Below are 24,224 nucleotides of genomic sequence, written 5' to 3' on the forward strand. Positions count from 1 at the left end.
GGTTCTGGTGAACCGGGTCTGCTCAGGGAAGTGGGGAAATCGTGTCGGCGAAGCGGACAGGTCCCGATTCGCAAGCGGGGGCGGTTTCCCGGCCCGCCGCCCGCCGAGGTCGGTCGAGGTCGGTCGAGGCCATCGTCCGCTCGATCGTGCACGCCCACCACGGCACCGTCACACGCCAACGCCGACGGCGGCCTGACCGTACGCGCCGAGCCGCCGCCCGATCCGGGGTGACAAGGCGCCCGAGTGCCGGTGCGTGGCGGGTCCCGTACCGGGGAGAGACCGCGCCGAACTCGCCCGTGTACGACGGGCGAGCCGGGCGCGGCCCCCTGGGCTGCTACTTGCCGATGTACGCGTCGTACACGGTCACGCTCGCCCTGCCGCCCTGCGTATCGGCGACCTCACCGCGCAGCGTGACCGACTTCCCCTTGGCGGGATTCTTGACAGTGATCATCCCCTTGGTGACGGGAGCCGACTGCCAGGTCGTGCCACCGTCGTAGGAGACCGCGGCCTTGAGGGACTTCAGCCCCATGCCCGCCGCGGGGCCCTGCACCGTCACCGGGAAGGTCATCGTGCGGCCGGCCGGAACGGTGCCGTCCAGATGCACCTGGGCACCGAAGCGGACGGTGGACAGCGGCGTGCGCGTCTCGGCGTCCGTCACCGGCTTGGCGCTGCGGAAGGTCCAGGAGGCGTCGATCCGGGTGCCGACGGCGGACACCGCCGGGTCCCGTGTGACCGAGGTGGCCAGGGTGTACTCGGCGTCGGCCGCACCGACACCGTAGAACTCCCAGCCGATCAGCGAATCGGCCTTCTCCCCGATCAGGGTGGCACCCTGGTGGAGGGTGGTCTTCGCTGAGGAGTACGCGGACCGGCCGATGTTGCCCCGGCCGTCGGAGAACAGCGGCACGACGAACTCGAGCCTGTTCCCCTGTCGGAAGACGCCGTTGCGTCCCCGCATCGACGGGGAGTGGACGGCGTTGCCGAGTGTCACCCGGTGGGCCGTACCCGGGCGGTAGTCCTGTTCCGGGGCGGTGTACCCGATCTCCTCCGACCCCTGGGCGTCGAGCTGCGCCCCGAACAGGGACCAGAGGTTGGCCTTCCCGTCGGTGGCCAGATAGTGGGTCCGGGAGCCGGGCAGCGCGGAGGGGTACTCGGAACCGAAGGCGAACCGCTCCTTGCCGCCCAGCGCCGTGGTGCGCCCGCTCTTGCCCGGCACCGAGGCGCCGAGTGAGGCGGTGACCTTGGCGAAGTCTGCGGGCCCGAACCTCTTGGTGTAGCCGGTGAAGAGCCGGTTCACCTCACCTCCGGCGGCGAGGCCGTACTGGGTCGAGGCACCGCGCTCCCACTGGCTGTAGAGGGTGTCCCGGAGCTCGACACCGGTGGGCTGCTCCGGACCCAGTTGCGCGGTGCGGAAGCCGTCGAAGGTGGTGGAGGCGTGGTCCTTGAATTCCATGGACCGTGCGCCGATGCCGACGGAGACGGCCGCCGCGGCGCCGGTCATCCGGGCCTGGGGATCCGTGACGGTCATCTCGACGGGCTTGGTGGTGCGGGCGTCGACGGTGAGAGCCGTGTTCGCCGTCAGTGCCAGTTTGGGATGGACCAGCCGGTCAGAGCCTCCGGACTCGTTCCACAGACCTGAGAAGATCGCGTAGTCGCCCTTCGGCAGTCGGAGCTTCTCGGTGCCAGTGGCGCTGCCGTTCAGGGTGGTGGAGGCATCGCCCGCGCCGGACATCTGCTTCAGGTAGGTGTAGAAGTCCTTGTTGGGCAGGCCGTCCCGGCCGAGGAATTCGAGGGCCAGGTCGTAGGACTCGACCTCGCGGTCCACGGAGGCCGTGGAGCGCACGGTCTGGCCGTCACCGGTCGCGGTGACGACGGCGGTGTGGACGCCGTTGTTGTCGCCGCCGATCCGGGTGTCCGCGGTGAAGGGCACGGTGGCGGTGGCGCCAGCGGGGACGGTGACCTTGTCCGCGCCGAGGGCGAAGAGGCCCGCCGGGCTGGGCGCGCCCCGGGGGTCGAGCGTCTTGACCGCCAGGTCCAGGGTGATTTCCCGGGTGCCGAGGTTGCGGTAGGTGATCTGTTTGGTGACGGGCCGGTCGTCGGTGTGCGGCCACTGCTGACGGCCGAAGGAGACGGTGGTCTCGTCGGCGACCACGGTCTGCTCGATGGCGCGGTCGACGGCGATCCGGCCGGTGCCCTGCTGGAACACGGAGTACCCGCCGTCTTGGGCGGAAGCGGTCAGCGCGGCCTTGAGTCGCTCGCCCGTCCAGCCGGGGTGCCGCTGCTTGAGCAGCGCAGCCGCTCCCGCCACGTGCGGGGTCGACATGGACGTACCGCCGATGGTGAAGTAGCCGGCCGGGTTCTCGCCGACCTGCTCGGCGATGGTGCTGCCGGGAGCCGATGCGGCGGTGATGCCCACACCGGGCGCGGTGACATCCGGCTTGATCGCGCCGTCGTGCAGGGGACCGACGCTGGAGAAGGGGGCGATCTTGTCGGCGTCGTCCACGGCGCCGACGGTGAGAGCGGCTTCCGCGCTGCCCGGGGAGCCGATGGTGCCGGCGTCCGGTCCCTCGTTGCCGGCAGAGACGGTGAAGAGGACGCCCTTCTCCTTCGTCATCCGGTTGATGTGGGCCTCAAGCGGATTGATCTCGGGTCCGTCACCGGAGCCGAAACTCATGGTGACGATATCGGCGCCCTGGCCGACCGCCCAGTCGACGGCGGCGATGGCCCCGGACTCCACGGTCCCATGGTCGCCCATGATCTTGCCGTTGAGGATTTTGGCTCCGGGCGCGACGCCCTTGTACTTGCCGCCGGACTTGGCGCCGGTGCCGGCCGCGATCGAGGCGATGTGCGTGCCGTGCCCGTTCCGGTCCCTGGTGTCCGGGGAGGAGCTGAAGTTCGCCGCCCCGACCACCTGCGTCGCCAGATCCGGATGGGTGTCGTCGACCCCGCTGTCCAGGACGGCGATGGTGACTCCCTTGCCATCGTATCCGGACTGCCATACCTTCGGGGCGCCGATCCGGCCCACGCTGGTGTCCAGGTTCGCGGTGTACACCGCGTCCAGCCAGACGCGTTCAATGCCCGGGGTGGTACGCGCGGCCCGGATGCTGCCCGCTCCGGAACCGGTGAGGGCGGCCCACAGGCCACCCGCGTCCTGCTTCGGTACGGTCACGGCGTCCGCGTTGATCGACGGAAGCGTGCGCGCCACCTTCACGTCGGCACGAACGTCCTGCCGGGCCCCGGCCGCCGATGCGCCCCCGTACTCGACAATGACCTTCAGACCGTCGCGGTAGGCCCGCCGACTCTCGGGGCCGGCGAGCGCGGTAACGTCGAAGAGCCGCCGGTCGAGGGTGCCCCGGGCGATCAGGCGCTCGGCGTCGGCCGGAACGGCGAAGGTGCGGCCCGTCTCGGTCCAGCTCCGCACCGGTATCTGCGCGCGGCCCTCGCCGCGTTCGACGGAGACGACCCGGTCCCGGGCGTCCACACCGAGCCGGTCCCCGGTGATCAGGGTGACCCACCGAAGTCCGGTCCCGTCGCCGCCGGCTGTGCCGCCACCGGCGGTACCGGTATCAGCGAAGGTGTTCGTACTGGTCATCGCGGCGATGAGGGCCGCCGCGACCAGGGCTGTGGTGACGGTGGTCGCACCGCGCCCTTGATGTCTGGTGGAGAACAAGATGGCTCCCAGCTGTACGGGTCGGGGATGAAAGACCGGGAGCGGCCCCGTTGCCCCGCTCCCGCGGTATGAGAGCGATCAGCACCACCCGGCGATATCACGCCTGCCGCCAATGGCTGAAAAACCTCCTGGGCCACCGCCCCTTCAAACTCCTTCCATCCCAGTAATCGCACCTGACCAAGCCTCAGGCCGCGAGCGTCCTATTCCAGCCATCCGAAGCGCATCGCTGCCTTTCACCAGTCGCGAACAACGCACATCGACGACCCTTCGAACGTCGGTCGGCTGTCGGCGGGGGCAGTGATCTGTCGGGGGAAGGTGGGGGGCGCTTGAGACCGTGGGAAGAGCGTGGCCGGCTGTGGAGGTGCGGTCCCGCCCGTCTCCAGACCCCTTCGAGCTTCCGGGAGCCGGGTGGGGAACATGGCCGAGTACCCCGACGCCGTCATCCTCCGCCCAGCGATACCTACGCAGCGCCCTCCGACGGGGCCCGCCATTCATCCGGCACACCCGTCCCGCGACCAGACAGCCCCCGCCTGCCGCGACATCAGTTGCCAGCGCCGCACCAGAAGACGGACACCGACCGGCGCGTCCGCATCCATACCCACAAGCATCAAGCAGCCGACTTGCAGAGAGAACCCGTGCCCGAACCAGGTCCCGGTCAGCGGCGGCCGGTGGCTAGGATGACGAGGAACTGGCCGCCGCCCGCCTCGATGCCGGCGGTCACCGGCAGCCCTGGTAGCAGTCGGGAGAACCGGTCCACCAGCCAGTCCGCCGCCTCTTGGGCGTCCTTCCTGGTCGGACAACGGCCCACCATCTCGCGGCCCCCCTTGCGCTCCAGCCTGTCGGCAACGGCGATCAGCGGCGCGGGTTCGACTACGTACAGGCGCTCCGGCCAAGCGATGACCACCTTGACCGCACCCTTGCGGGTATTGCACCCGCGGTGTGCGAGCCGCTCGGCGACCTTGGCCTTCCGGTCGGCGGTCCTGCTGTCGACACTGGGCCCCCTCGGGTCGTTCACCGACTTGTCGGGGTCGACCGATTCATCACACACCCAGCATCGCCAGCCGTCGCGCTCGGCCACATCATCAAGAAGACTCATCCCAGCAAAGTAGCCTGCCCGGCCGCCACCCTCGCACCAGGGCCGGCAACGTCTCACCACCGGGCGGCCGGAATGAGCGCGGCCGGGGTCGGTGGCGCGCCCGCCTCGGCAACGTCGGCACGGTGGCCGTCGAGCCGCGGGGTGTCCGTGTCCGATCGACACGCGACCGCCTGGGGCGGTTGACGATCATGAGGCTCTGAAATGTCGAGCAGGATGACGGCAGTGCGGTGGTGGGGTCTGTGGAACATCCACGTCAGGCCCCCCGGGTGGAAGCCCCCCCCGGCGGTCACTCCGTTCGATGCGGTGGCTTGTAGAGGTCGTCAAGGCGGAGTGGCGCGGGCTGGGGCAGGGGCGTGCCGTCCGTCGGCAGGCAGGACTGGAGGAAGTAGGCGAGCAGGCGGCGGGATGCGGCCATGGAGGCAGCCGGGGACTCTCGCACGACGCCGTTGTTGGCCAGGAGTAGGAGGGTGACGTCGCTGGGGTCGAAATCCTTGCGCAGCTTTCCGGTGTCCTTCGCACGCTGTACCAGGTGGGCGAGGGATACCTCGGCGCGGGCACGCTCACGATGGACGTCGGACGCGTCGGGAAATTGAGAGAGGAACGCGGCGCTGAACCCACGGTCCTGGGCCTGCATCGTGCACACCTTGATGAGGACGTTGCGCAGTCCGTGCCAGGGATCGTCGTCCTGGAGTGCCTCGTCGAGAGCGGCGACGCACTGGCTGAGTTGTTCGGAGAACGCGGCGGCGATCAGCGAGTCGCGTGTCGGGAAGTGCCGGTAGAGGGTGGCAGCGCCCACGCCTGCTCTGCGGGCGATTGCACTGGAAGGTACGTCGGTGCCGTTGAGGGCGTACGCCTCGCGGGCGGCCTGGAGGAGCCGGGTGCGGTTGTGTCGGGCGTCGGCTCGCTGCCCCGGGGCAGGGGGGCCGGAGGCGGTGGAGGGTGGGTTCCGAGGCAGTTGGGCAGGCATGTCTCCCACTTAAGCACAAACGGAAGAGGTCGACCGTTTAGCGGGTTAGCGTGATCGGGTGCCGCGGTGCCCCCGCGGTCAGCTCTCTGCCGCGGAGGTGAGCGGCTGTGAGTTCTCCTGCTGAACGATGTGCCATGTGTACGGAGGTTGTCCGTGTTCGCTGTGCAATACCACCGCTATGGCGGTTCCGAGGTCCTGCGCGTCGAGGAGGTCGAAGAGCCACACGCCGGGCCGGGTCAGGTCCGCATCGCGGTGCGTGCCACCGGCGTCACCCCCGCTGACTGGTACCTGCGTTCAGGGAGGCTGCGGGACATCGCCACCGTGGACTTCCCTCATATACCTGGCATGGATGCCGCGGGAATCGTCGACGAGGTGGGAGAGGGGGTGACCGGCACCGTCGTGGGAGATGCGGTCTTTGGCCTCGTCCCCTTCCTGGATCAGGGAGGCGCCGCGGCCCAGTACGCCGTGCTGGAGGCGTGGGCGCCCAAGCCTGAGTCATGGTCTTTCGAGGAAGCGGGTGGTGCCGCGGGCAATATCGACTCAGCCACACGGGTGCTGGAAGTGCTGGAAGCCGCCGAAGGCATGACCTTGTTGATCGATGGTGCCGCCGGAGGCGTCGGTACCATCGCCGCGCAACTCGCCCAGGCCCGCGGCCTCACCGTGATCGGCACCGCGAGCGAAGGCAACCACGGCTTCCTCGACCAGCTCGGCGTTGTACCGGTCACTTACGGGGCGGGGCTGGCCGATCGCCTTGCCCCGCTGGCTCCGCTCGGTGTCGATGTGGCTCTGGACGCGGCGGGTAAGGGCTCTCTTGCGGAACTGGTGGCCATCGTCGGCGACCCGCGCCGCGTGGTGACCATCGCGGACTTCGACGCCGACCGGCACGGAGTGCGGTTCTCCCGCTCCGAAGCCGGCGAGTCGCCGGGCTGGGCAGGACTGCCGCTGGCGGCCGACCTCGCCGACCACGGCCGTCTCACCGTCCCGCTGCACGCCGTGTTCCCACTCAAGGAGGCCGCCACGGCTCATGACGTCAGCGCCACCGGCCACGCGCGCGGCAAGATCGTCATCACCGTGCCCTGACACGCGGACACTGCGGACCGCAACCAGCGGGGACCGAAGCAGGGACGGCCACGGCTACGAGGGCCTTCGCCAGCGCGACCTGGGCCGGACCGCACGCCGGCACTGGCCACCACGGCTCTACCGACCCGAACTGCCATAGCCCGGTGGCGTTCCGTCTCCCGCTCCATCTACGGGCAGGGCGGGAAGGGGCCGAGTAAGCGGCAGGTTCCCGGACCGGACCATGAGGATGTCTTCCTCGTCGTACGGTGGTCTGTGCCGCCGGGGGGAACCTGCCGCCGTGATCCGGCCGGGCGGGGGTCAGGAGTTCTGGACCGCCATGAACAACGGTTGCGTGACTCGAGCGGTGAACTGCGGTCCGACCAGGTAGCGGTGGCAGTCCACCGTGGGCGACTCACAGGACTGTCCGGCCGTGGTCATACGCGCCCCCATGCTGTTGACGCCGACGACGGTGCCCTTCCCCGTCGAGGCGTTGAATCCGGCCATCCGGGGCCCACCGCTGGAGCCGCCGCCCATATCGCACCGGACGCCCCACTGGTCCTCACGTCGCGGCACGTCACCCCATCCGAGGAATTCCCTGGCCGGGCCCCAGCAGTGGGCGAGCCGCTTCCCCGTGAACTCCGGCCGCCCCTGGTGCGCCTCCTTGTACGCGGAGGCACGCGGGTAGCCGAACTGCTGGACCGGCCGGCCTCCCGGCCGGTCGTACCCGAGGCGCTGGGTGGATCCGGCCGCTTCGGCGGCACGCGCACCTGAGGCGTTGCTGCCGAGCGTCAGGAACGCCTGGTCGTACGGGGAGTTCTCGCCGCTCTTGACCCATGCGGGGTGCACGGCCGCTAGCCGGACCGCGAAGGTGCCGTAGGGGGCCGCCGTATCGCGGTAGCCGGGCACGAAGAGCTGGTTCGTGTTCCACCGGGCGTCGTCGCCGAGGAGATCGTGTCCGAGGGTGCAGTGCGCGGCGGTCACGACGGTGCTCCGGTTGGCGGCGGCCACCAGGGTGGCCGTACAACTGGAGTCCTCACCGTCGCGGTCGGTGTAGAAGAGACGGCCGACCGATGCGGAGAGCACGGCGGAGCCCCGCCAGGCGGCTCCGTCGGGGCCGTCGGCGGGCGGCCGGTCCGACGGCGGCTCGGCGGGGACGGCCGCCATCCGCGCCGGCGTCCAGTAGTCCCGTACCACCTTCTCGTCGGCGGCTGTCGGGGCGAGGGAGTGCACCACGGCAGAGGTAGCAGCGCCGCGTGCGGTGGCCTCCCCCGCGGCGGCGGCCCCGCCTGTCGTTGTCGCCACGGCGGTGGGCAGGGAGAGCAGGGTCATGGCGGTGACGGCGGCGAGGGCGCCACCGACGCGGAGCGCGCTGTCCTTCATGCCTGTTGACAGGGTGAGCGCACCGCCACGTCCGGCTGGGAAGGGGCGGCGGTCAGCGGGGTTGGGCATGGGACCTCTATCTCTGGCTTCTCTGGCTTCTGGCTCATGCGACCGGACGGTGTCGAAGGGTGTCGGTCGTCGGAGCGAGCGCGACGGCACGGGCCGGAGCACCGGGTGCCCCCGCCCGGTTCCCCAGGCTCGTACGCGGCCCCGGCCCGAGGCCGGAACACCGTGTGGCAGATCCTGGCGCGGCGATGTGAGGATCCGGTCAGGGAGATCTTTCCGTCGCGTTGTCCCCGGCCGACAAGGGGGCCATAACGCGGATCCATGCAGCGGGGCGCCGGGCTGTTCGGCGGTGGGGCCTCGCCGAGGCCGCGCGCGAGCGGTGGTGCGGGCCCGGCAAGGCCGAGCCGGTCGGGTTGATGGGGGAAGCCGTACCACCACCGACGGGGCTCTCCCTCGGTGATGCGTCCACCACTACGACGCGGCGTTCGCGACCGACACCGCGTTCGAGATCGCCGACGACTCGCTGCCGACGTGCTCAGCGAGACCATGGACCTGCTGTCCGCGCCGGCCTTCGGGAGGGCTGGGCTGCGCGGCCGGGGCCAGCGGATCAGGTTCCGGCCGGGCTCTGCGGAGGGCTGGGTGGTCACCAGAAAACCGGAGGGGACACGGTGGGAACGCGGTCCGGGTAACGCCGATGTGGTGGTGTCGGGGGCGGTGGCGGACCTCATGCTGGTGGTCTCCCGCCGCGTCCCGCCGAACGGCAGCCAGGTGACGGTGACGGGCGATCGCGCGCTGCTGGATCACTGGCTGGCCCACACGGCGCTTTCAAGGCGGTCCCGTAATCCCTGGCGGGCGCCGCCCGACGAAAGCTACAGCACGGCCCATGGGTCCCGGGGAGGCCCCATGATCTGACGCCGCGCGCTGATCCACCACGGACTACGGGACAGCCCCTAACCTCGGCTGATTCGTGGCTCATCACCCGTGTGCACAGGTGTGATGAACGCAGCGCGCGCAACACCGTACGAGCGCGGACGTCCCCGTCTGCCGACTGGTTCCCGCGCGGCCCCGTCCAGGGACCGATGGACGCCCTTACGGCCGGGGCCGTGAGGGTCTCCCCCGTCGGACCCGATCGGGCTCAGGCAGGCAGCTTGGTATCGACGACAGTGCTGATCTCAATGACCTGGCCGGGGAAGGTCAGCTCGGTGACACCGAACGCGGTGCTGACCGGGCGGTGGTCGCCAAAGTACGCCACGTTGCCTTCCGCCATCGCCCCGGCGTTCTGCTGCAGGTTCACCACGTACAGCGTCTGCGAGACGATGTGGTTGCGGGTGACTCCGTAGTGGTGCAGAACCTTGTCGATGTTGGCGTGGGTCTGCTTGAGCTGGGCGACGAAGTCGTCCGCGTGAAGGAAGTCGCCCGCCGCGTCCAGCGAGAGCTGTCCTGAGACATGGATCAGATCGCCGGACTTGATCGCCTGCGAGTAGCCGAATTCGCTCTCCGCCGGCACGTTGTGGTTGAAGGCGTCGATGGTGGCCATGCTGGTGTCTCCTCGATCCGAGAGCCCGTGGGTTCGCTTCCACCGAACTAGACGCACGTGCTCTCTTGTGGTTACTCAGGAACTGTAGGAGAGTCGCCACTGAACTGGAAGAACGCACTTTTTAGTGACTGGGGAACCTCATGGTGACCAAGCAGTTCACGGGCTCGCCCGAGGACGCGGACCTGCGGCGCGCGGACTCGCTGGCGCGGGAGATCTTCTCGGACGTCGCCAACAAGTGGGCGTTCCTGATCATCGAGGCGCTCGGTGAGCGCACCCTGCGGTTCAGCGAGTTGCGGAACGACGTCGAGGGCGTCAGCCACAAGATGCTCACGCAGAATCTGCGCATGTTGGAGCGGTACGGTCTGGTCGCGCGGAAGGCACACCCCACCGTGCCGCCGCGCGTCGAGTACACCCTCACCGAGCCGGGCCAGGCGCTGCGGGCCACCGTCGACGGAATGTGCGGCTGGACCCACCAGTACCTCGGTCATATCGAGGCCGCTCGCCGCCGCTTCGACGTCTGAACGGTCGCCGCCCACGCGTGCGGCCTCCCGTCGAGCTCGGACCGGCCGGCCGCGTGCCGGCCCGTACGGGTGTGGCACACCCAAGCCGTGCACGGTGATGCTCTTCCGGGATTCGCGAGCACCCCCGGCAGCGGACTGCCCACGGCCCGGGGGTGCCGGTCTCGGCCACCCGACCCTCTCCGCGGGCGCGGAAGGAGCCGGGTGGCCTGAGCCCCAGGCCACCGCGTGGGATCGGGTCGGTCTCCGGGCCCGACCCGTTCGCCGTCCCGCCGTGGTTCCGTACCCGCGCGGTGACGGGCGGGGGCGTCTAGGGACCGGGCCGACGGCCAGGACTCCGCTCACGCCACGGCGGGTGACCGGACGCCGGTTCCCCGAACCGGGGTTGCATCAGGTCGGCGGCTGTGACGAGCCGGTTCCACCGGTCCGGCACGGTCGAGCCGCCCACCGTTCGGAGTCAGCCCTTCGGGTCGACGAGATAGGTGTCGATCACCCGCATCGCCTCCTCCGACGCACCTCTGCGGTAGAGCCAGTGGCCCACGACGTCCATGGTGAACAGGGTCGCCTCCGGGAAGGAGCGCTCCATCCGCCGCGCGCCCGGCAGGGGTGTCGCCAGGTCATGGGTGGCGTTGACCACGAGGACGGGCGGGAGGCCGCCCGCCGCCCGGGCGGGCTGGGGCCTGGGCGGCACGGTCCAGCCCTGGCAGGCGAGAATGGTGTCCAGGGACTGGGCGTTGTGACGGACGTGCGGGGCCGCCCTGGCGACCCGCTCACGGATGGCCCGGTATTCGGCGTAGTCGCGGATCCGGAAGTCGTAGTCCCGGCACAGCACGATCCGCGAGGCGATGTCAGTGGCGCCGGAGAGCCAGCGGACCTCGCCCTTTCCGGTGTGCAGGGCGGCCAGTTGCCGTGCCGTCGGCTCCGGGTTCCAGTCGCCGAGTGCGTAGGTGAGGAATTCGGACAGCCGGTCGGCGTCGACCGGGGTCCGCGTGGGTCCCGTGGGGCCCGGCTCGCGGAGTGTGCCCGCGTCGGCGCGGGCGAACAGGCTGTCGGTGACGGCCGTCAGGTCCTGGCCCTGCAACGCGCAGGCCGGGTCCTTCTCGCACCAGGCCGCGAGTCGTTTCAGGGCGTTGTTGACGGTGACGCTGCCGTCGGTGAGGTAGCGCTCGGCGTTCGGCCGGTCCGGGTCCATCGCGCTGTCGAGGGCCAGCGCTCGGAGACTCCGTGGGAACAGGCGCGCGTAGCGTTCGCCGATGAACGTGCCGTAGGAGTGGCCGAGGAAACTGATCCGGCGTTCGCCGAGGGCGACGCGGATCGCGTCCATGTCGCGGGCGACGCTCTCGCCGTCCATATGGGCGGCGAGCGGGCCCGTCCGCCGCAGGCAACTGTCCGCCAGCCGGCCGTTCAAGGCGCGCATCCGCTCGAACCCGGCCGCGTCACGGGGACGGGCCGGGATCGAGTCGATGATGGTCTCGTCGCACTCGGCGACCTGGCTCCGGCCGACGCCGCGCGGGTCGAAGCCGACCATGTCGAAGCGCTGGAGCATGGCCGGGTCGTAACCTTCGAGGGGATCGTCCGCGTAGAGGGCGTCATCGGCCCCGAGGTCCCCGGGGCCGCCGGGGTTCGACATCAGGACGCCGATCCGCCGCGCGGGGTCGGTGGCCCGCTGGCGGGCGACGAAGATGCCGATCTTCGGGCCTTGCGGCTTCGACCAGTCCAGCGGCACCTTGACCGTCCCGCACTGCGCCTTCGGGCTGGGGTCGGGGTACGGCGGCCGGCCCGGGGGGCAGGCTCCCCAGCTGATCGGCGGGACAGGGGCGGTGACCGGGGCGGTGGCAGGGGACGGCTCATCGGCGACCGCCGTGCCGGGGACGGCCAGGGCCGCGGAGGCCGAGAGCGCCAGGAGTACGGAGGCGACCCGCCGTCTCGTGTCGGGGCGCTTGTTCACGCGTGTGCTCGTGTTCATGCGCGTCACTGTTCCGGCCCCGTATAACGGTGCCTCCATGGGCACATGGTGGGAAGGTAACGACGTGGCGCGAGGGATGTCGGTACGCTGCCCGCCGTGACGCAAGGAGGCCCGGCGCCGTGGTGGGCACGGTGGGTCGGGTCGTCACCGCCGCTCCGGTGAGGGGTCCGTCTGAGGTGCGTACCGGCGGCGGGTCACGTATCACCCCGGGGGAACCATGGCCCGAGCCGACCGGCAACGCCCATGAGCACGACCGCCCGTGAGCACCACCGCGCGAGGAGCCGATTCGATGACCGAACAGCAGACCGTCGATTTCTGGTTCGACCCCGTCTGCCCGTACACGTGGATCACCTCGCGGTGGCTGGTGGCGGTGAGCGGCGTACGGCCAGTGACCATCCGCTGGCGGGTGATGAGCCTCTCGGTGCTCAACGAGCACCGGGACGACAGCCCCGAGGGGGAATGGGAGGAGTACATGTGGGCGCCGGTACGGGTATGTGCCGCGGTGGAGCAGCGGTTCGGCCAGCGGGCGCTCGGCGATCTCCTCACCGCGTTGGGCACCCGCTTCCATCTTCAGGGCGCCTGGGGCGATCTCGCGGGCGCCCTCGCTGACGCCGGGTTGCCGCGGGAACTCGCCGAGGCGGCCGGGTCCACCGCGTACGACGGGATGGTTCGGGCCTCGCATGCACGGGCGGTCGCACTGGTCGGTGATGATGTCGGGAGCCCGGTGGTGTCGGTCAGGGGGGCGGACGGTGAAGGGGTCGGCTTCTTCGGTCCGGTCCTCTCCCCGGCGCCCACGGGGGAGGCAGCCGGGCGGTTGTGGGACGGGTTCCTGCTACTGACCGGCGTTCCTGGCTTCTACGAGATCAAGCGCACGCGTGACGGGGAGCCGCGTTTCGACGTACGGGGCTGATGGCGTGGTGTGTCATCCCCATCGGTTGACCGCCTCGCCGGTTGTCCTGCCCATCGGGTTGTTCTCCCCACCGGTGGAATGCGTCCGCACGTCACGGCCGGCCGGTCCCGGCTCCGTGACCACGGGATCCGGGGCCCGCGGAACCTGCGGGGCCGGTCGTCCGCCCCCGCGCAGGTGACTTGCACTTGACGTACGCGTCAGGTCTTAGCGTCGCTGTCGTGCGGCCCCGTCCGCACACCCTGCCGGCGATGAGACCGGTACGGCCCGCTGTCCCCGTGCCGAGGAGAGACACCCGTGAACGCGACTCCGTCCCCCGCAGTCCACCGTGAGATCCATTTGGCCGCCCGCCCCGAAGGGCCACTCACGACCGATCACTTCAGACTGGTCGAAGCGCCCGTCCCGGTCGCCGGGCCGGGACAGCTGCTGGTGCGCAACCGGCTCATGAGTGTCACCGCGGTGATGCGCACCCTGATGCTGGGGAACGGGGATCTGCCCATGCCCGGGTATCTGCCGGGCGCCGTTCTGTCGGGCCCGGCCATCGGCGAGGTGATCAGCGCTCCGGAAGGTTCGCTGGCCCCCGGTGATCTGGTGGAACACAACGCCGGATGGCGCGAGTACGCGGTGCTCAGCACGGATGAGGCGCAGCGGTTGGACCTGACCGCACTGCCCGATCCCACCGCCCATCTCTCCCAGGGGTTCGTGGCATGGCTCGGTGTGGTGCGCGGAGCGGATGTCCGGCCCGGGGACACCGTCCTGATCACCGGTGCCGCAGGTGGTGTGGGCACCATGGCCGGTCAGTTCGCCCGGTCGCGCGGCGCCGGAAGAGTCATCGGCAGCACAGGCTCCCGGGAGAAGGCGGACATGCTGACTCGCCGGCTCGGTTACGACGCCGCTGTGATCCATTCGGCGGGTCCCATCGACGATCAGCTCCGCGCGGTGGCCCCGGACGGGCTGGACGCGGTCATCGACATGGTCGCCGGCGATCAATTGCGAGCCGCCGTCGCCCAGGCGCGCCGGGGCGCCCGTATCGCGCTGGTGGGCAGCCTCGCGAGCCAGTTGGCCGGCCGCACCACGGCCCCGGTCGCCATCGACACCAGCGTGGTGCTGAACCGGGGTATCACCCTGCGCGGTATCACGGGCTCCGCGCATCTCGACGCGCTGACGCAGTGGGCGGAGGAGTTCGGCCGAGGACTGCGCGACGGGTCGCTCACCGTCCCCCACACCCTGCTGCGAGGAGTCGGCCGGGCCCCGCGGGCCCTGTGCGACCTCCTCGCCGGCCGCCATATCGGTGCCGTGCTGATAGAACTCTGACGGCAGTCGAACGAGGAGTTGGTATGCGCATAGGTGACGCGGCGGTCGCCACGGGTCTCACCCCGCGCGCCCTGCGCCACTACGAGGAGCAGGGCCTACTCGTCCCCGGGCGCACGCCTGCCGGCCACCGGATCTACACCCCTGCCGACATCAGACGGCTGCGGGCCATCGGCGAACTGCTGCACGCGGGCCTGACGGTCTCGGATGTCCGGAGCTTCGCCCATGTCCTGGACGCCACGGCCGTCCAGGACCGGTCCGAGGCCGACGAATCCGACCGCTGTGACGTGGCGGAGGTGAGTCAGCAGCGACTCAAGGAGCTCGACCGGCGCATCGAGCGGCTGTCGTTGCTCCGGGCGAGGCTCGCGTCACAGCTCACGGACCACTTCGGTGATCTTTTCACCGAGCAGCCGCCCGCACCGTAACGGGCATCCCGGTCGTCGGCATGGCAGCGGGGCCGCACCCGACACCCGGGTACGGCCCCGTTCAGCTGTCCCGGTTCCCCCGCCCGCGTCACAGCCGCCACCGGGTGGACTATCACGGGCCGCCACCGGTGAACACGTACCGCAGGAACGAGCGACATCGACGGCCCATCGCCGCGGACGGCCCTGGGGTGGCGGTCGGAGTCAGGACGCGGCGGCCGTCATGTGGTGCACGAACACGGGGAGGAGACGGTGACGCGGACGTCGTCGATGACGGGTCCGTAGGAACCGGGCAGGGTACTGGCGAACCCGAGGGTCGTCGTCGGCGCGTTGGCCACGAACGTCACCTGTCGCTGTACGTACCCCATGGCGGTGAAAGTCTTTCCGGTGGAGTTGAAGGAGAAGTCCTGGAAGTTCTGCCCGTCGACCAGAACGTGACCGGTCTTCACCGCCGGGCCACCCCCCGGGTTGGCGGCCAGCGCGTAGGTCACCGTGTACGTGCGGCCCGGGATCGTGGTGAAGGTCTGTGCCACGGCACCCGCCTGGGTGGCGTTGAGATCAACGGACTGACCGCCCTCGGCCGCCTGCCAGAACCCCGCGCCGATCAGGTCCACGGCCCCAGAAGTGACCTTCCACGGCCCGATCGGCTGCCCGTTGGTGATGGTGGTGAATGCGTTCACCGGTGCGGTGGGGTACTCGAAGCTGCCGTCGTCGAACCGGCTGACGACCAGCGCCGAAGGGGCGGCCGACGCCGCGCCCGGACCGGCCGCGAGTACTCCCGCCGCGACAGCGAGGACGACCAATGAACGTGCAACTACCATGACTGCCTCCGGACGTTGATGAGTTTCCCGTACAACACGATCAGCATTCCGGCAGGCTGGAAGGGATGAGAAGGCCCGTGCCCAGGCGTGCGGGAGTGCAGAACAGGGCGCGTGATCCAGAAACACACCGGTGCACTCCAACGAGCCGGTCGAGCCCGCCGCGAGCCGCCGAACGGAACCCACCGCGACCGCCCCGGCCGCCGCCCTGCGGGAGATCGCACGCCGGCCGCCCACCGAGTTGCGCGGTACCCCGGGGAGGACGGTCAGGCAAGGGCCGCGGGCGGGGGCCGGGCAGCATCGCCGGACCGAGCAACTCCACTGCTCCAAAGCCGAGATAGCGGCCCGAGGCACCCCATCAACGCGGGGCCATCAACGCCGGGCCGGATTGCACAAATACCTGTGCACATGAAACTGTGCACACCATGGCCGTAGAACCCCCTGTCAGAGAGATCGCGGATCTGGCGACCCTCAAGGCGCTCAGTCACCCCCGGCGATATCAGATCTTCCAGCAGCTCGCCCTGCTCGGTTCGGCCACGTCGGCCATGCTCGCCCGGGAGCTGGATCTCAATACCGGCGCCACCAGTTACCACCTGCGGGAGCTGGCACGCCACGGCTTCATCGAGGAGACCCGCACGGACGAGAGCGGGCGCGAGCGGTGGTGGCGGACTGCCCCCGCCGACCTGCGTTTCCCCGAGCGGAGCAAGCAGAGCGCGGAGATCCGGCCCGTCGTCGACGAGATGAACCGGCGTGCCTACGCCGCGGACATCGAGCTGTTCGAGCGCCTGCGGCAACAGAGCGAGGATCCGACGGAGTGGATGGACGCATTCCGCCACGCCCGCAGCTCCTTGCGGCTGACCCTCGACGAACTCCACGCGTTCTTCGAGGAGTACATCGCCCTGGTCAACCGCTACAAGCGGCCCGACGGTGAGGCGCCCGACGGCACACGCACCGTGTTGACCCGCCTCTTCACCCTGCCTGCCCCCGACACTTCCGAGCCCCGACCCGCTACGCCGCCGAGGGTCGCGTCGGATTCATCCAGGAAAGGACCCGACCCCCGTGCGGATCAGAGCACATGACCGACCGAGACAGCGGAGCAACGAGACCCTCCGGGCCGGGCGGCTTAAGTCCGTCAGCAAGGTCCACGGCCATGGGATCCGGGGCCATGGGATCCGGGGCGTCACCGCGCCCGACCGAGTGACCGTCGGCGTCGCCCGGGGAACCCACACCGCCGTCAGGGGCCCATCGGGCTCGGGCGGGAGCGCCCTCTTACTTCGCAGCGCCGGTCCGGGCCGGCCGGACTCCGGGGCTGTCGGGATCGCCGACACCGGTCCGGCCGGGATGAACGAGACCGCGCCGCCCCGACCGGGAGTGTGGTCCTGATGCTGCGGTACGCCCTGAGCACCCTGCGGTACCGCAAGACAGGTTTCATCGGGGCCTTCCTCGCGCTGCTCTGCGCCGCCCTCCTCGTCAGCGCCTGTGGTTTTCTGCTCCAGACGGGGCTGATCGGGGAGATCAGAACCGAACGATTCGCCGCGACCTCCCTGGTGGTGGGCGGGGACCAGAACGTCCGCCAGGTGAGGGTCAAGGACAAGGGCGGCGAGCGAAAGACCAAGCGGAAGGCCAAGCCGCTGGCCGAGCGGGTCTGGCTGCCGGCTGACACCGTCGCCAGGGTCGCCGCCGTGCCCGGCGTCCGGGCGGCCGTGCCCGAGCTGAACTTCCCCGCCCATATCGTCGACGCCCGGGGCCGGGTCCTGTTCGGCCCCGACGGCAAACCGTCGTGGGGGCACTCCTGGGAGTCCGCCCCGCTGACACCCTTCGGTCTGGTGTCAGGGCGCGCACCCGGGGCGGAGGACGAGGTGGTGCTCGACCGGGAGATCGCGGCACGCGCCGGGCTCGGGACCGGGGACCGGGTCACGGTCCAATCCACCGGGGCACCGGCCGTCTTCCGGGTCTCCGGCATCGCCGCTCCGAAGAACGGCGATCTCAAGGAACAGTCGGCGCTGTTCTTCTCCACCCCGAAGGCCGAGCAGCTGAGCGGTCGCGAGGGCCGGGTGGCGGTCGTCGGCGTGCTACCGGAACCGGACAAGGACCTGGGCGCGCTGAAGAATGCCGTCACCCAGGCGTTCGCCGGCACCACGGTCCAGGTCCACGGCCGGGACGACCGGGGTGCTGTGGAGTTCCTCGACGCCAGCGACGCCCGGGTGCGGCTGATCAGCATGGGGGGCGTCATCGGGGCGGTCTCTCTCCTGGTGGCCGTTCTCGTGGTGGTGGGGACGTTCGCCCTCCTCATCCAGCAGCGGTACCGGGAACTGGCCCTGCTCCGTGCCGTGGCGGCCACTCCCCGGCAGATCCGGGGTCTGATCGGCCGGGAGGCGGTGATCGTCGGCCTGTTGGCCGGTCTCGCGGGTTCGATGCTGGGGCTGCCGACGGCCCACTGGCTCCATGAGCGGTTCGTCGGCTTCGGCACCATTCCGGCCACGCTGGAGATGCCGCTCACCCCGTATCCGGTGTTCGTGTCCGTGGCCGTCACGGTGGTCGGCGCCTGGGCGGCGGCCCGGATCTCGGCCCGTCGTATCGCCCGGATCCGTCCGGCCGATGCACTCTCCGAGGCCGCGGTCGAGACCCCGGGGACCGCGCGCGGGCGACTGATCGCCGGAGGCGTCCTGCTGATCCTCGGTGTGGTGCTGCTCTTCGTGCTGAGCGTCCTGCACACGGAGCCCGCCTCGTCGCCCGTCACCTATCTGAGCGTGCTCGTACTGTCGTCCGCGGTGGCGCTGCTGGGTCCGTTCATCGCCCGGGTGGGCATCTTCCTGCTCGGCGGACCGCTACGGATGTTCCGTATCAGCGGCTATCTCGCCGTGGCCAACAGCCGCAGCAACACCAGGAGGTTCGCCGGGGTCCTCACCCCGCTCGCCCTGCTGATCGGCATGAGCTGCACCGTCATCTTCATCCAGTCGACACTGGGGCATGCGGCCCGAAACCAGGCCGAGGACGGGAACCGGGCCACCTTCACCCTCGCCTCATCGGGCCCCGGGGTGCCGGGCCGGGCGGCCGACGAGGTGCGGGCGATGCCCGGGGTCCGCTCGGTCACCGAGACCGTACGGACGACGGTGCGGGTCGGGCTGGACAAGTACCAGGCGCGGGGCGTCACCCCCGGGGGCATCAGCGACACGATGGACCCCGGTGTCGTCTCCGGCTCCCTGGCCGGACTGGCCCGGGACGGTGTGGCGATCAGCGAGGTCGCCGCGGACGCCATCGGCGGTGTCGGCAGCGAAGTCCGGGTCACGATGGGCGACGGCACCAAGGCCGACCTCACCGTGGTCGCCGTCTATGAACGCGCGCTCGGATTCGGCGATCTGATGCTGAGCCACGACCTGGTCGCCGCCCATGTGGACAACCCGCTCAGCTCAGCTGTCGCCGTCAGGACCGATCGGGAGAAGTCAGCGCTGGCCGAGGTGGTACGAGACTATCCGGGCGTCCAGGTCCTCGACCGCGGCCAGATGGCATCCGTCGCTACGGATCAGCACCAGTCCAACGCCGCCGTCAACTTCGTGGCCATGGGACTGATCATCGCCTTCACGGCCATCGCCGCGACCAACACACTGGTGATGTCCACCGCCGGCCGCACCCGGGAGTTCGCGCTGCTGCGTCTGGTCGGTACGACCCGGCGTCAGGTACTGCGGATGCTCCGGCTGGAGTCCCTCGCGGCGGTGCTGCTCGCGGTGATCCTCGGTACGGTAGTCGCGGTGGCGACCCTCACCGCCTTCGCCCTCGGTATGACCGGCCGCGCCGCCCCGTACATGCCGGTGCTCACCTATGCGGGCATCGTGGCCGTCACCGCGGTCCTGGCACTCGTCACGACGGTGGTCTCGGCGCGGGTCTCACTGCGCGGCAGTCCGGCGGACGGGATCGGCGCCGGGGAGTGAGCCCCCGGCCGGGGACCCCTCGCCGGGGGGCCGTCGGACACGCTCCGGATCGCCTGACATGCGGCGCCGCGGTGCGCGGTGGTCCGGGTGTCGCGCGCGGCACCAGCACGGCGCCGCGGTACGAGGACGGTGCCCCCGCCCTTCGTTGACCCGAGCCGGCCGCGGGGACGGCCCGATCCGGTCACCACGGCTCCCAGCCGTGACCGGATCGGTCCGCACCCGGACCCGATGATGCCTGTCACCACCCCGGCTGTGCCGGCCACGCTTGGGGGCATGACCCGAGCACTGATCGTCATCGATGTCCAGGAATCCTTCCGCGCCCGCCCGCTGTGGGAGACCATCTCCAACCCGAAGATCGCCGACCAGGTGGACCGGCTGGTCCGCCTCGCCCGCCAGGCCGGGGACCTGGTCGTGTGGGTGCTGCACTCCGAGCCGGGCAGTGGTGGTGTCTTCGACCCCGCCATCGGCCACGTCCGGCTGCTGGCGGAACTGGAGCGCCACGCGTCGGAGCCGCTGATCCACAAGACCTCGCACAACGCGTTCACCACCACCAACCTGCGGCAACTCCTCACGGAGCGCGGGATTCACGAACTCACCGTCTGCGGTATCCGCACCGAGCAGTGCGTGGAGACCACCGCCCGCCTCGCGAGTGACTTCGGCTACCGGGTCACCTTCGTCATCGACGCCACCGCCACCAACCCCGCACCGCACCGTGACGCCCCCGCCGGTCAGAGCGTCGCCGAACTGCTGGCGGATCCGCGCACCCTGAGCGCCGAGGAGATCATCAGGCGCACCGAGTACGCCCTCGCCGGACGCTTCGCCACCATCGCCACCGTCGGGGAGCTGGAGGCCGGGGCCATGACTCGGGCATGACTCGGGCATGATGACCAGATCGTGAGCCATATCGTCTTCCTCCTGGTGCCCGGTCTCCACCTGCTGGACCTGGCGGCCCCCGCTCAGGTCTTCTCCACGGCCGAGGACTTCGGGCACCCCTACACGCTCAGTTACGTTGCCGAGCAGCCTCTGGTCCACTCCGCCCAGGGCCTGCCGCTGGTGGCCGGGGTCGACTGGCCCGAGCTGGGCCCGGAGGACCTGATCGTGGTGCCCGGCTGGCGGGCACGGACCCTGGCCGGCAGTCCTGCCATTGGCGAGACCGCTCTCCGGGCCCTTCGGTCCCACCACGCCAGCGGTGGGACGGTCGCGAGTGTCTGCGCCGGAGCCGAGGCGCTCGGTCAGGCCGGACTGCTCGACGGCCGGCGCTGCACCACCCACCACGATGTGCAGGACGAGCTCGCGCACCGCTACCCCGGGGCGATGGTCATCCATGACGTCCTCTACACCACCGACGACCGGGTGGTCACCTCGGCCGGCATCGCGAGCGGCATCGATCTGGCGCTGCACCTGGTCGCCACTCGGCACGGCCCCGCCGTAGCCGCCCGGGTGGCCCGGGACATGGTCGTCTACGCTCGGCGCAACGGCCACGAACCGCAGGCCAGCGCGATGCTCCGGTACCGATCGCACCTCGACGACACCGTGCACCGCGCCCAGGACCTGCTCGACGCCCGCTTCGATCAGCCGCTGCCGCTACCGGCCCTGGCGGCGGCCGTGGACGTGAGCGAGCGCACCCTCACCCGCCTCTTCAGCCGTGCCACCGGCGGCCTCACCCCGTTGCGCTATCAGCAGACCCTCCGCCTCGAACGGGCCGAGCACCTGATCAGCCACGGCGCCACGGTCGATTCCGCCGCCCGCGCGGTCGGCTTCGAGGATCCGCGGATGCTGCGCCGTCTACGAGCCCGCGAGATCTGACCGGATGTCCGCGCCACGCGAGACACGGACGAACGGCCTGCCGAGGGCCGCACGAGCGGTGACAGTTTGCGTGATCAGGCATACGCGGATGATCAGGCATAGGCCGAGACAGGGATCGCGAAGTCGTATCCCGCGGCGGTGTGGCCCCAGATGTAGTCATAGGGGCATAGGCCGTACTCGCCCTTATGGGCATAGCCGTTGTAGAACAGCGCGGAGCACTTGAAGCAGAACCGCCATTGGTTCTGCATCCAGGGCGGCTGCCCGATGTCATGAGGCAGCAGGAACTGCCGGGGATAGCCGCCCGGATGGATGTAGCTGTGCGCCCCACCCGCCGGGCACACTTTCGAGGTGCTGAGCGACCAGTAGAGTGACGCACATCGATAGCAGTGCCGCCAATTTCCTTGGGTGTTGGCGTTCTCGCCGGGGCCGCCGACGCCCAGGTTGTACGTCAGCCGGAAGGTCCAGCCCATGGCATAGTGCGGGCCGCGGGTGCGCGGGCAGAGGCTCTGATCGACCGTGAAGTCGACCAGGAACAAGTCGAAGCAGTTCACGCAGAACCGCCAGCCGTTCAGTTCGGACCGGATTCCCGCGGACGCCACGGTGGGCGACCATGCGGATTCGGCTACCACCGCCGATAGGCCGAGTCCGGCGACCAATAAGGAACGGCGCGGTAATCGCCCGGCTCCAGACGCATTCTGCATGAGTTCCCCTTCTCCATGCTGGTTCAGCCGTGACGGCTGCGATGGTACGGATTGAAGCACGCGATCGAGATGATCGGAACAGTGCCGAGCGGTTCTCTCCACGACGAGAATTCACGGAGATCGAAAGTCCCGTGTGGGTGTCGGCCCGACGGACGAACGGGTGGCGCACGCACCGCGGCGCCGCCTGGCTCGCACCGCACCCGCCCTGCCAGTCACCGCGACCGTCCGGGCGCGCCCTGACCCCCTGGCCGACGGCGGAATCGGGCCGCTGCGGTTTCCCCGACGGAAGGATAAGAAACACATAAAATTCGAACGTGTGATGGTGTTGCGGTGGGGCACACGGAGCCACGGAGGTTGATAACTATGGTTCCCCTGCTTCTCGTTCTTCTGCTCGCCCTGGTCCTCTTCGGTGCCGGATTCGCACTCCAGGCCCTGTGGTGGATCGCCATCATCGTGCTCGCGGTCTGGCTCCTCGGCTTCGTCATGCGCTCCGCCGGAGCCGGAGGCACCCGGGGTCGCTGGTACCGCTGGTAAACAACAAGCTGGTACCGCTGGTAAACAACAACACGTGCGTCTCGCGGGAGCGGGGCCGTCCCCGATACCGGGGTACGGCCCCGCTCCGCGTTCTCGGCGCACCTCATCCGCATCCGCGTCGCCCTGCGTGGACGATGGATGCCTGCCGGTAGGGCGTCGATCCTTCGACAGTCCACCAGGGGGGCGCAGCAAGGCCGTGAGCGGCACGCGTATCGATGCCCCCGGCCATGAGGGCTGATGACGACCCCATTTCTGCTCCCGCTATGACAGATTTTCTCTCAGGCAGAATCCCGGGCTTCTGACCTTCGCGTCACCCGAAAACTGTGCCAGAAACACACCAACAAGGGTGTACGGACCGTTGACGCGGGCATACGCACCATTCAGCGCGACACGATGTGAAGCGGCACTACCAGCCACGGACGGGGTGACTCGCTTGAACGACAACACGAATCTCACCGCACGAGCACCGGCGGCGACTGCGACGGTGGACGGCGACCACACGACCCGGGTGCACGACGCCCGCCTGACCGCCCGTACCTTCGCCGACAGTCTCAGCCCGGCACCCGGCCCCGGCAGGACCGACACCCTCGTCCTGGTCGTCTCCGAACTCGTCACCAACGCCCTGCGCCACGGTGGCGGCCGGTACACCCTCACGCTCTCCGCGGGCCCTGGCACCATGACCGCGTCCGTCAGCGACCCCAACCCCGCACCGCCCCGCGAACGCGCCCCGGACCTGGGCGGCGCGGGCGGGGGCTTCGGCTGGCACATGGTCCGCCATCTCGCCATTGCCGTCACCATCAGCCCCCACTCCGGATCGAACCGCGGCTCCGGCTCCGGCAAGACCATCCACGCCCGCCTCCCCCGGTAACACACCCCGAGGCCCCCGGCCCAGCGAGCGGTACGCCGGCCCGCGGAGGCTCAATCCAGGTGTGCGGGGCCCGATGACGGGCCGGGGAGGATCGACCGCATTCGACGGCGACTCCCGAGCCGGATCGCGGCACTCCGCACCGGAACCCCCACTCCCCCGGGGGATGGACCGCCCTTGGTAGGTGCTGTCGAATCGGGACTTCATCGACCGTGGTCACCGTCGCCCGGGAATCGGCAGACTCATCGCCTTCACGGGCCGCCCCTCCGCCCGGGGCTTGACGAGGCCGCCCCGGTCCCCTGCGTGACCGTGCCACTGCCCGGCCTGGAGGTCATGTTGAGCCGGCACAAGCGGATCTTCCTGGTCGCCGGTACGTCCCAACCCGGTGAACTGGTTCGACACCGTCAACGAGACCCCGGTGCTCGCCGGCCAGCGGGAGTTCCGGGCCCGGCTCGGCCACGCCCGTGTCCCGCACGAGTGGCATGAGGAGCCCGGCGGGGGGCGCATCCCCCGTCCCTGGATGTTCGCCCGCTACCTCGACGGCATCATCGCCCGGCTCCGTAAAGCGTAGACCGGCCACGCGCGGGACACCGGCGGTCTCGGTGAGCGGGGACGCGGACCCGCGAACGAGGTACGGGGCGGATCCACCGGCGCCACCGCGAAGCACGGCCCGCGGCCCGGGCGGTCGGTCACCGTTTCCGGTCGGGGCCCCGGCCGACCGGAAACGGTGACCGA

At 70.2% G+C, this 24,224-nt stretch carries 20 protein-coding genes and 1 pseudogene; 13 read left to right on the forward strand and 8 right to left on the reverse strand.

The window, feature by feature from the left end; translation table 11 throughout:
- Positions 1-334 precede the first annotated feature (334 nt).
- The 3 genes from ACH4S7_RS19760 to ACH4S7_RS19770 form a co-directional block, all read right to left on the reverse strand.
- Positions 335-3,667: a S8 family peptidase gene (locus tag ACH4S7_RS19760; protein WP_398522501.1), complete on the reverse strand. Its 3,333-nt coding sequence runs from the start codon at positions 3,665-3,667 to the stop codon at positions 335-337.
- Between the two features lie 655 nt (positions 3,668-4,322).
- The gene (locus tag ACH4S7_RS19765) at positions 4,323-4,763 is read right to left on the reverse strand and encodes a hypothetical protein (RefSeq protein WP_398522502.1); all 441 of its coding nucleotides are present in this window, start codon (positions 4,761-4,763) and stop codon (positions 4,323-4,325) included.
- Positions 4,764-5,049: 286 nt separating this feature from the next.
- A complete protein-coding gene (locus tag ACH4S7_RS19770) occupies positions 5,050-5,730 on the reverse strand; it encodes a TetR/AcrR family transcriptional regulator (RefSeq protein ID WP_398522503.1) in 681 nt (226 codons plus the stop codon).
- 153 nt (positions 5,731-5,883) lie between these two features.
- On the opposite strand from ACH4S7_RS19770, the gene ACH4S7_RS19775 reads away from it, so the two are divergent.
- Positions 5,884-6,810 carry an NADP-dependent oxidoreductase gene (locus ACH4S7_RS19775; protein ID WP_398522504.1) on the forward strand — a complete coding sequence of 309 codons (927 nt, stop codon included), beginning with the start codon at positions 5,884-5,886 and terminating at the stop codon, positions 6,808-6,810.
- A 297-nt stretch (positions 6,811-7,107) separates the two neighbouring features.
- Here ACH4S7_RS19775 and ACH4S7_RS19780 read toward each other — a convergent pair whose 3' ends face one another.
- The gene (locus tag ACH4S7_RS19780) at positions 7,108-8,169 is read right to left on the reverse strand and encodes a trypsin-like serine peptidase (protein ID WP_398522505.1); all 1,062 of its coding nucleotides are present in this window, start codon (positions 8,167-8,169) and stop codon (positions 7,108-7,110) included.
- Positions 8,170-8,706: 537 nt separating this feature from the next.
- Here ACH4S7_RS19780 and ACH4S7_RS19785 point away from each other — a divergent pair.
- A complete protein-coding gene (locus ACH4S7_RS19785) occupies positions 8,707-9,087 on the forward strand; it encodes a hypothetical protein (RefSeq protein ID WP_398522506.1) in 381 nt (126 codons plus the stop codon).
- A 223-nt stretch (positions 9,088-9,310) separates the two neighbouring features.
- Here ACH4S7_RS19785 and ACH4S7_RS19790 read toward each other — a convergent pair whose 3' ends face one another.
- Positions 9,311-9,712, reverse strand: a complete 402-nt coding sequence (locus ACH4S7_RS19790) for a RidA family protein (protein WP_398522507.1) — start codon at positions 9,710-9,712, stop codon at positions 9,311-9,313.
- A gap of 140 nt (positions 9,713-9,852) precedes the next feature.
- On the opposite strand from ACH4S7_RS19790, the gene ACH4S7_RS19795 reads away from it, so the two are divergent.
- Positions 9,853-10,233 (forward strand): winged helix-turn-helix transcriptional regulator, encoded by a 381-nt coding sequence (locus ACH4S7_RS19795; RefSeq protein WP_398522508.1) that lies wholly within the window; start codon positions 9,853-9,855, stop codon positions 10,231-10,233.
- Between the two features lie 454 nt (positions 10,234-10,687).
- Here ACH4S7_RS19795 and ACH4S7_RS19800 read toward each other — a convergent pair whose 3' ends face one another.
- Positions 10,688-12,196 carry an alpha/beta hydrolase gene (locus tag ACH4S7_RS19800; protein WP_398522509.1) on the reverse strand — a complete coding sequence of 503 codons (1,509 nt, stop codon included), beginning with the start codon at positions 12,194-12,196 and terminating at the stop codon, positions 10,688-10,690.
- Positions 12,197-12,485: 289 nt separating this feature from the next.
- On the opposite strand from ACH4S7_RS19800, the gene ACH4S7_RS19805 reads away from it, so the two are divergent.
- From ACH4S7_RS19805 to ACH4S7_RS19815, 3 genes are all read left to right on the forward strand, one after another.
- The gene (locus ACH4S7_RS19805; RefSeq protein ID WP_398522510.1) at positions 12,486-13,106 is read left to right on the forward strand and encodes a disulfide bond formation protein DsbA; all 621 of its coding nucleotides are present in this window, start codon (positions 12,486-12,488) and stop codon (positions 13,104-13,106) included.
- A gap of 294 nt (positions 13,107-13,400) precedes the next feature.
- Positions 13,401-14,417: an MDR family NADP-dependent oxidoreductase gene (locus ACH4S7_RS19810; protein ID WP_398522511.1), complete on the forward strand. Its 1,017-nt coding sequence runs from the start codon at positions 13,401-13,403 to the stop codon at positions 14,415-14,417.
- A 23-nt stretch (positions 14,418-14,440) separates the two neighbouring features.
- Positions 14,441-14,839 (forward strand): MerR family transcriptional regulator, encoded by a 399-nt coding sequence (locus tag ACH4S7_RS19815; RefSeq protein WP_398522512.1) that lies wholly within the window; start codon positions 14,441-14,443, stop codon positions 14,837-14,839.
- A 218-nt stretch (positions 14,840-15,057) separates the two neighbouring features.
- Here the strand turns inward: ACH4S7_RS19815 and ACH4S7_RS19820 are convergent, their stop codons facing one another.
- Positions 15,058-15,657: a choice-of-anchor C family protein gene (locus ACH4S7_RS19820; RefSeq protein WP_398522513.1), complete on the reverse strand. Its 600-nt coding sequence runs from the start codon at positions 15,655-15,657 to the stop codon at positions 15,058-15,060.
- Between the two features lie 422 nt (positions 15,658-16,079).
- Between ACH4S7_RS19820 and ACH4S7_RS19825 the strand changes: the two genes are divergently transcribed.
- The 4 genes from ACH4S7_RS19825 to ACH4S7_RS19840 all read left to right on the forward strand — a co-directional run bounded on the left by ACH4S7_RS19825 (position 16,080) and on the right by ACH4S7_RS19840 (position 21,389).
- On the forward strand, positions 16,080-16,733 hold the full coding sequence (locus ACH4S7_RS19825) for an ArsR/SmtB family transcription factor (RefSeq protein WP_398522514.1): 654 nt from the start codon (positions 16,080-16,082) through the stop codon (positions 16,731-16,733).
- A gap of 303 nt (positions 16,734-17,036) precedes the next feature.
- Positions 17,037-19,583: an FtsX-like permease family protein gene (locus ACH4S7_RS19830; protein ID WP_398522515.1), complete on the forward strand. Its 2,547-nt coding sequence runs from the start codon at positions 17,037-17,039 to the stop codon at positions 19,581-19,583.
- Positions 19,584-19,856: 273 nt separating this feature from the next.
- Complete coding sequence (locus ACH4S7_RS19835; RefSeq protein WP_398522516.1) at positions 19,857-20,456, forward strand: cysteine hydrolase family protein; 600 nt, start codon at positions 19,857-19,859, stop codon at positions 20,454-20,456.
- Positions 20,457-20,477: 21 nt separating this feature from the next.
- A complete protein-coding gene (locus ACH4S7_RS19840; RefSeq protein WP_398522517.1) occupies positions 20,478-21,389 on the forward strand; it encodes a GlxA family transcriptional regulator in 912 nt (303 codons plus the stop codon).
- Between the two features lie 92 nt (positions 21,390-21,481).
- On the opposite strand, the gene ACH4S7_RS19845 is transcribed toward ACH4S7_RS19840, so the two are convergent.
- Positions 21,482-22,090, reverse strand: coding sequence for a hypothetical protein (locus tag ACH4S7_RS19845; protein WP_398522518.1), 609 nt, complete (start codon positions 22,088-22,090; stop codon positions 21,482-21,484).
- 363 nt (positions 22,091-22,453) lie between these two features.
- Here ACH4S7_RS19845 and ACH4S7_RS19850 point away from each other — a divergent pair, with 363 nt between their 5' ends.
- From ACH4S7_RS19850 to ACH4S7_RS19860, 3 genes and pseudogenes are all read left to right on the forward strand, one after another.
- Positions 22,454-22,624, forward strand: a complete 171-nt coding sequence (locus ACH4S7_RS19850; RefSeq protein ID WP_398522519.1) for a hydrophobic protein — start codon at positions 22,454-22,456, stop codon at positions 22,622-22,624.
- A gap of 424 nt (positions 22,625-23,048) precedes the next feature.
- Entirely contained in the window at positions 23,049-23,492 is a 444-nt protein-coding gene (locus ACH4S7_RS19855; RefSeq protein WP_398522520.1) for an ATP-binding protein, read from the forward strand.
- Between the two features lie 336 nt (positions 23,493-23,828).
- Positions 23,829-24,060 (forward strand): annotated as a pseudogene (locus ACH4S7_RS19860) (esterase); the annotation flags it as partial.
- Between the last annotated feature and the right edge of the window lie 164 nt (positions 24,061-24,224).

Source organism: Streptomyces sp. NPDC020965, assembly GCF_044333555.1.
Classification (GTDB): Bacteria; Actinomycetota; Actinomycetes; order Streptomycetales; family Streptomycetaceae; genus Streptomyces.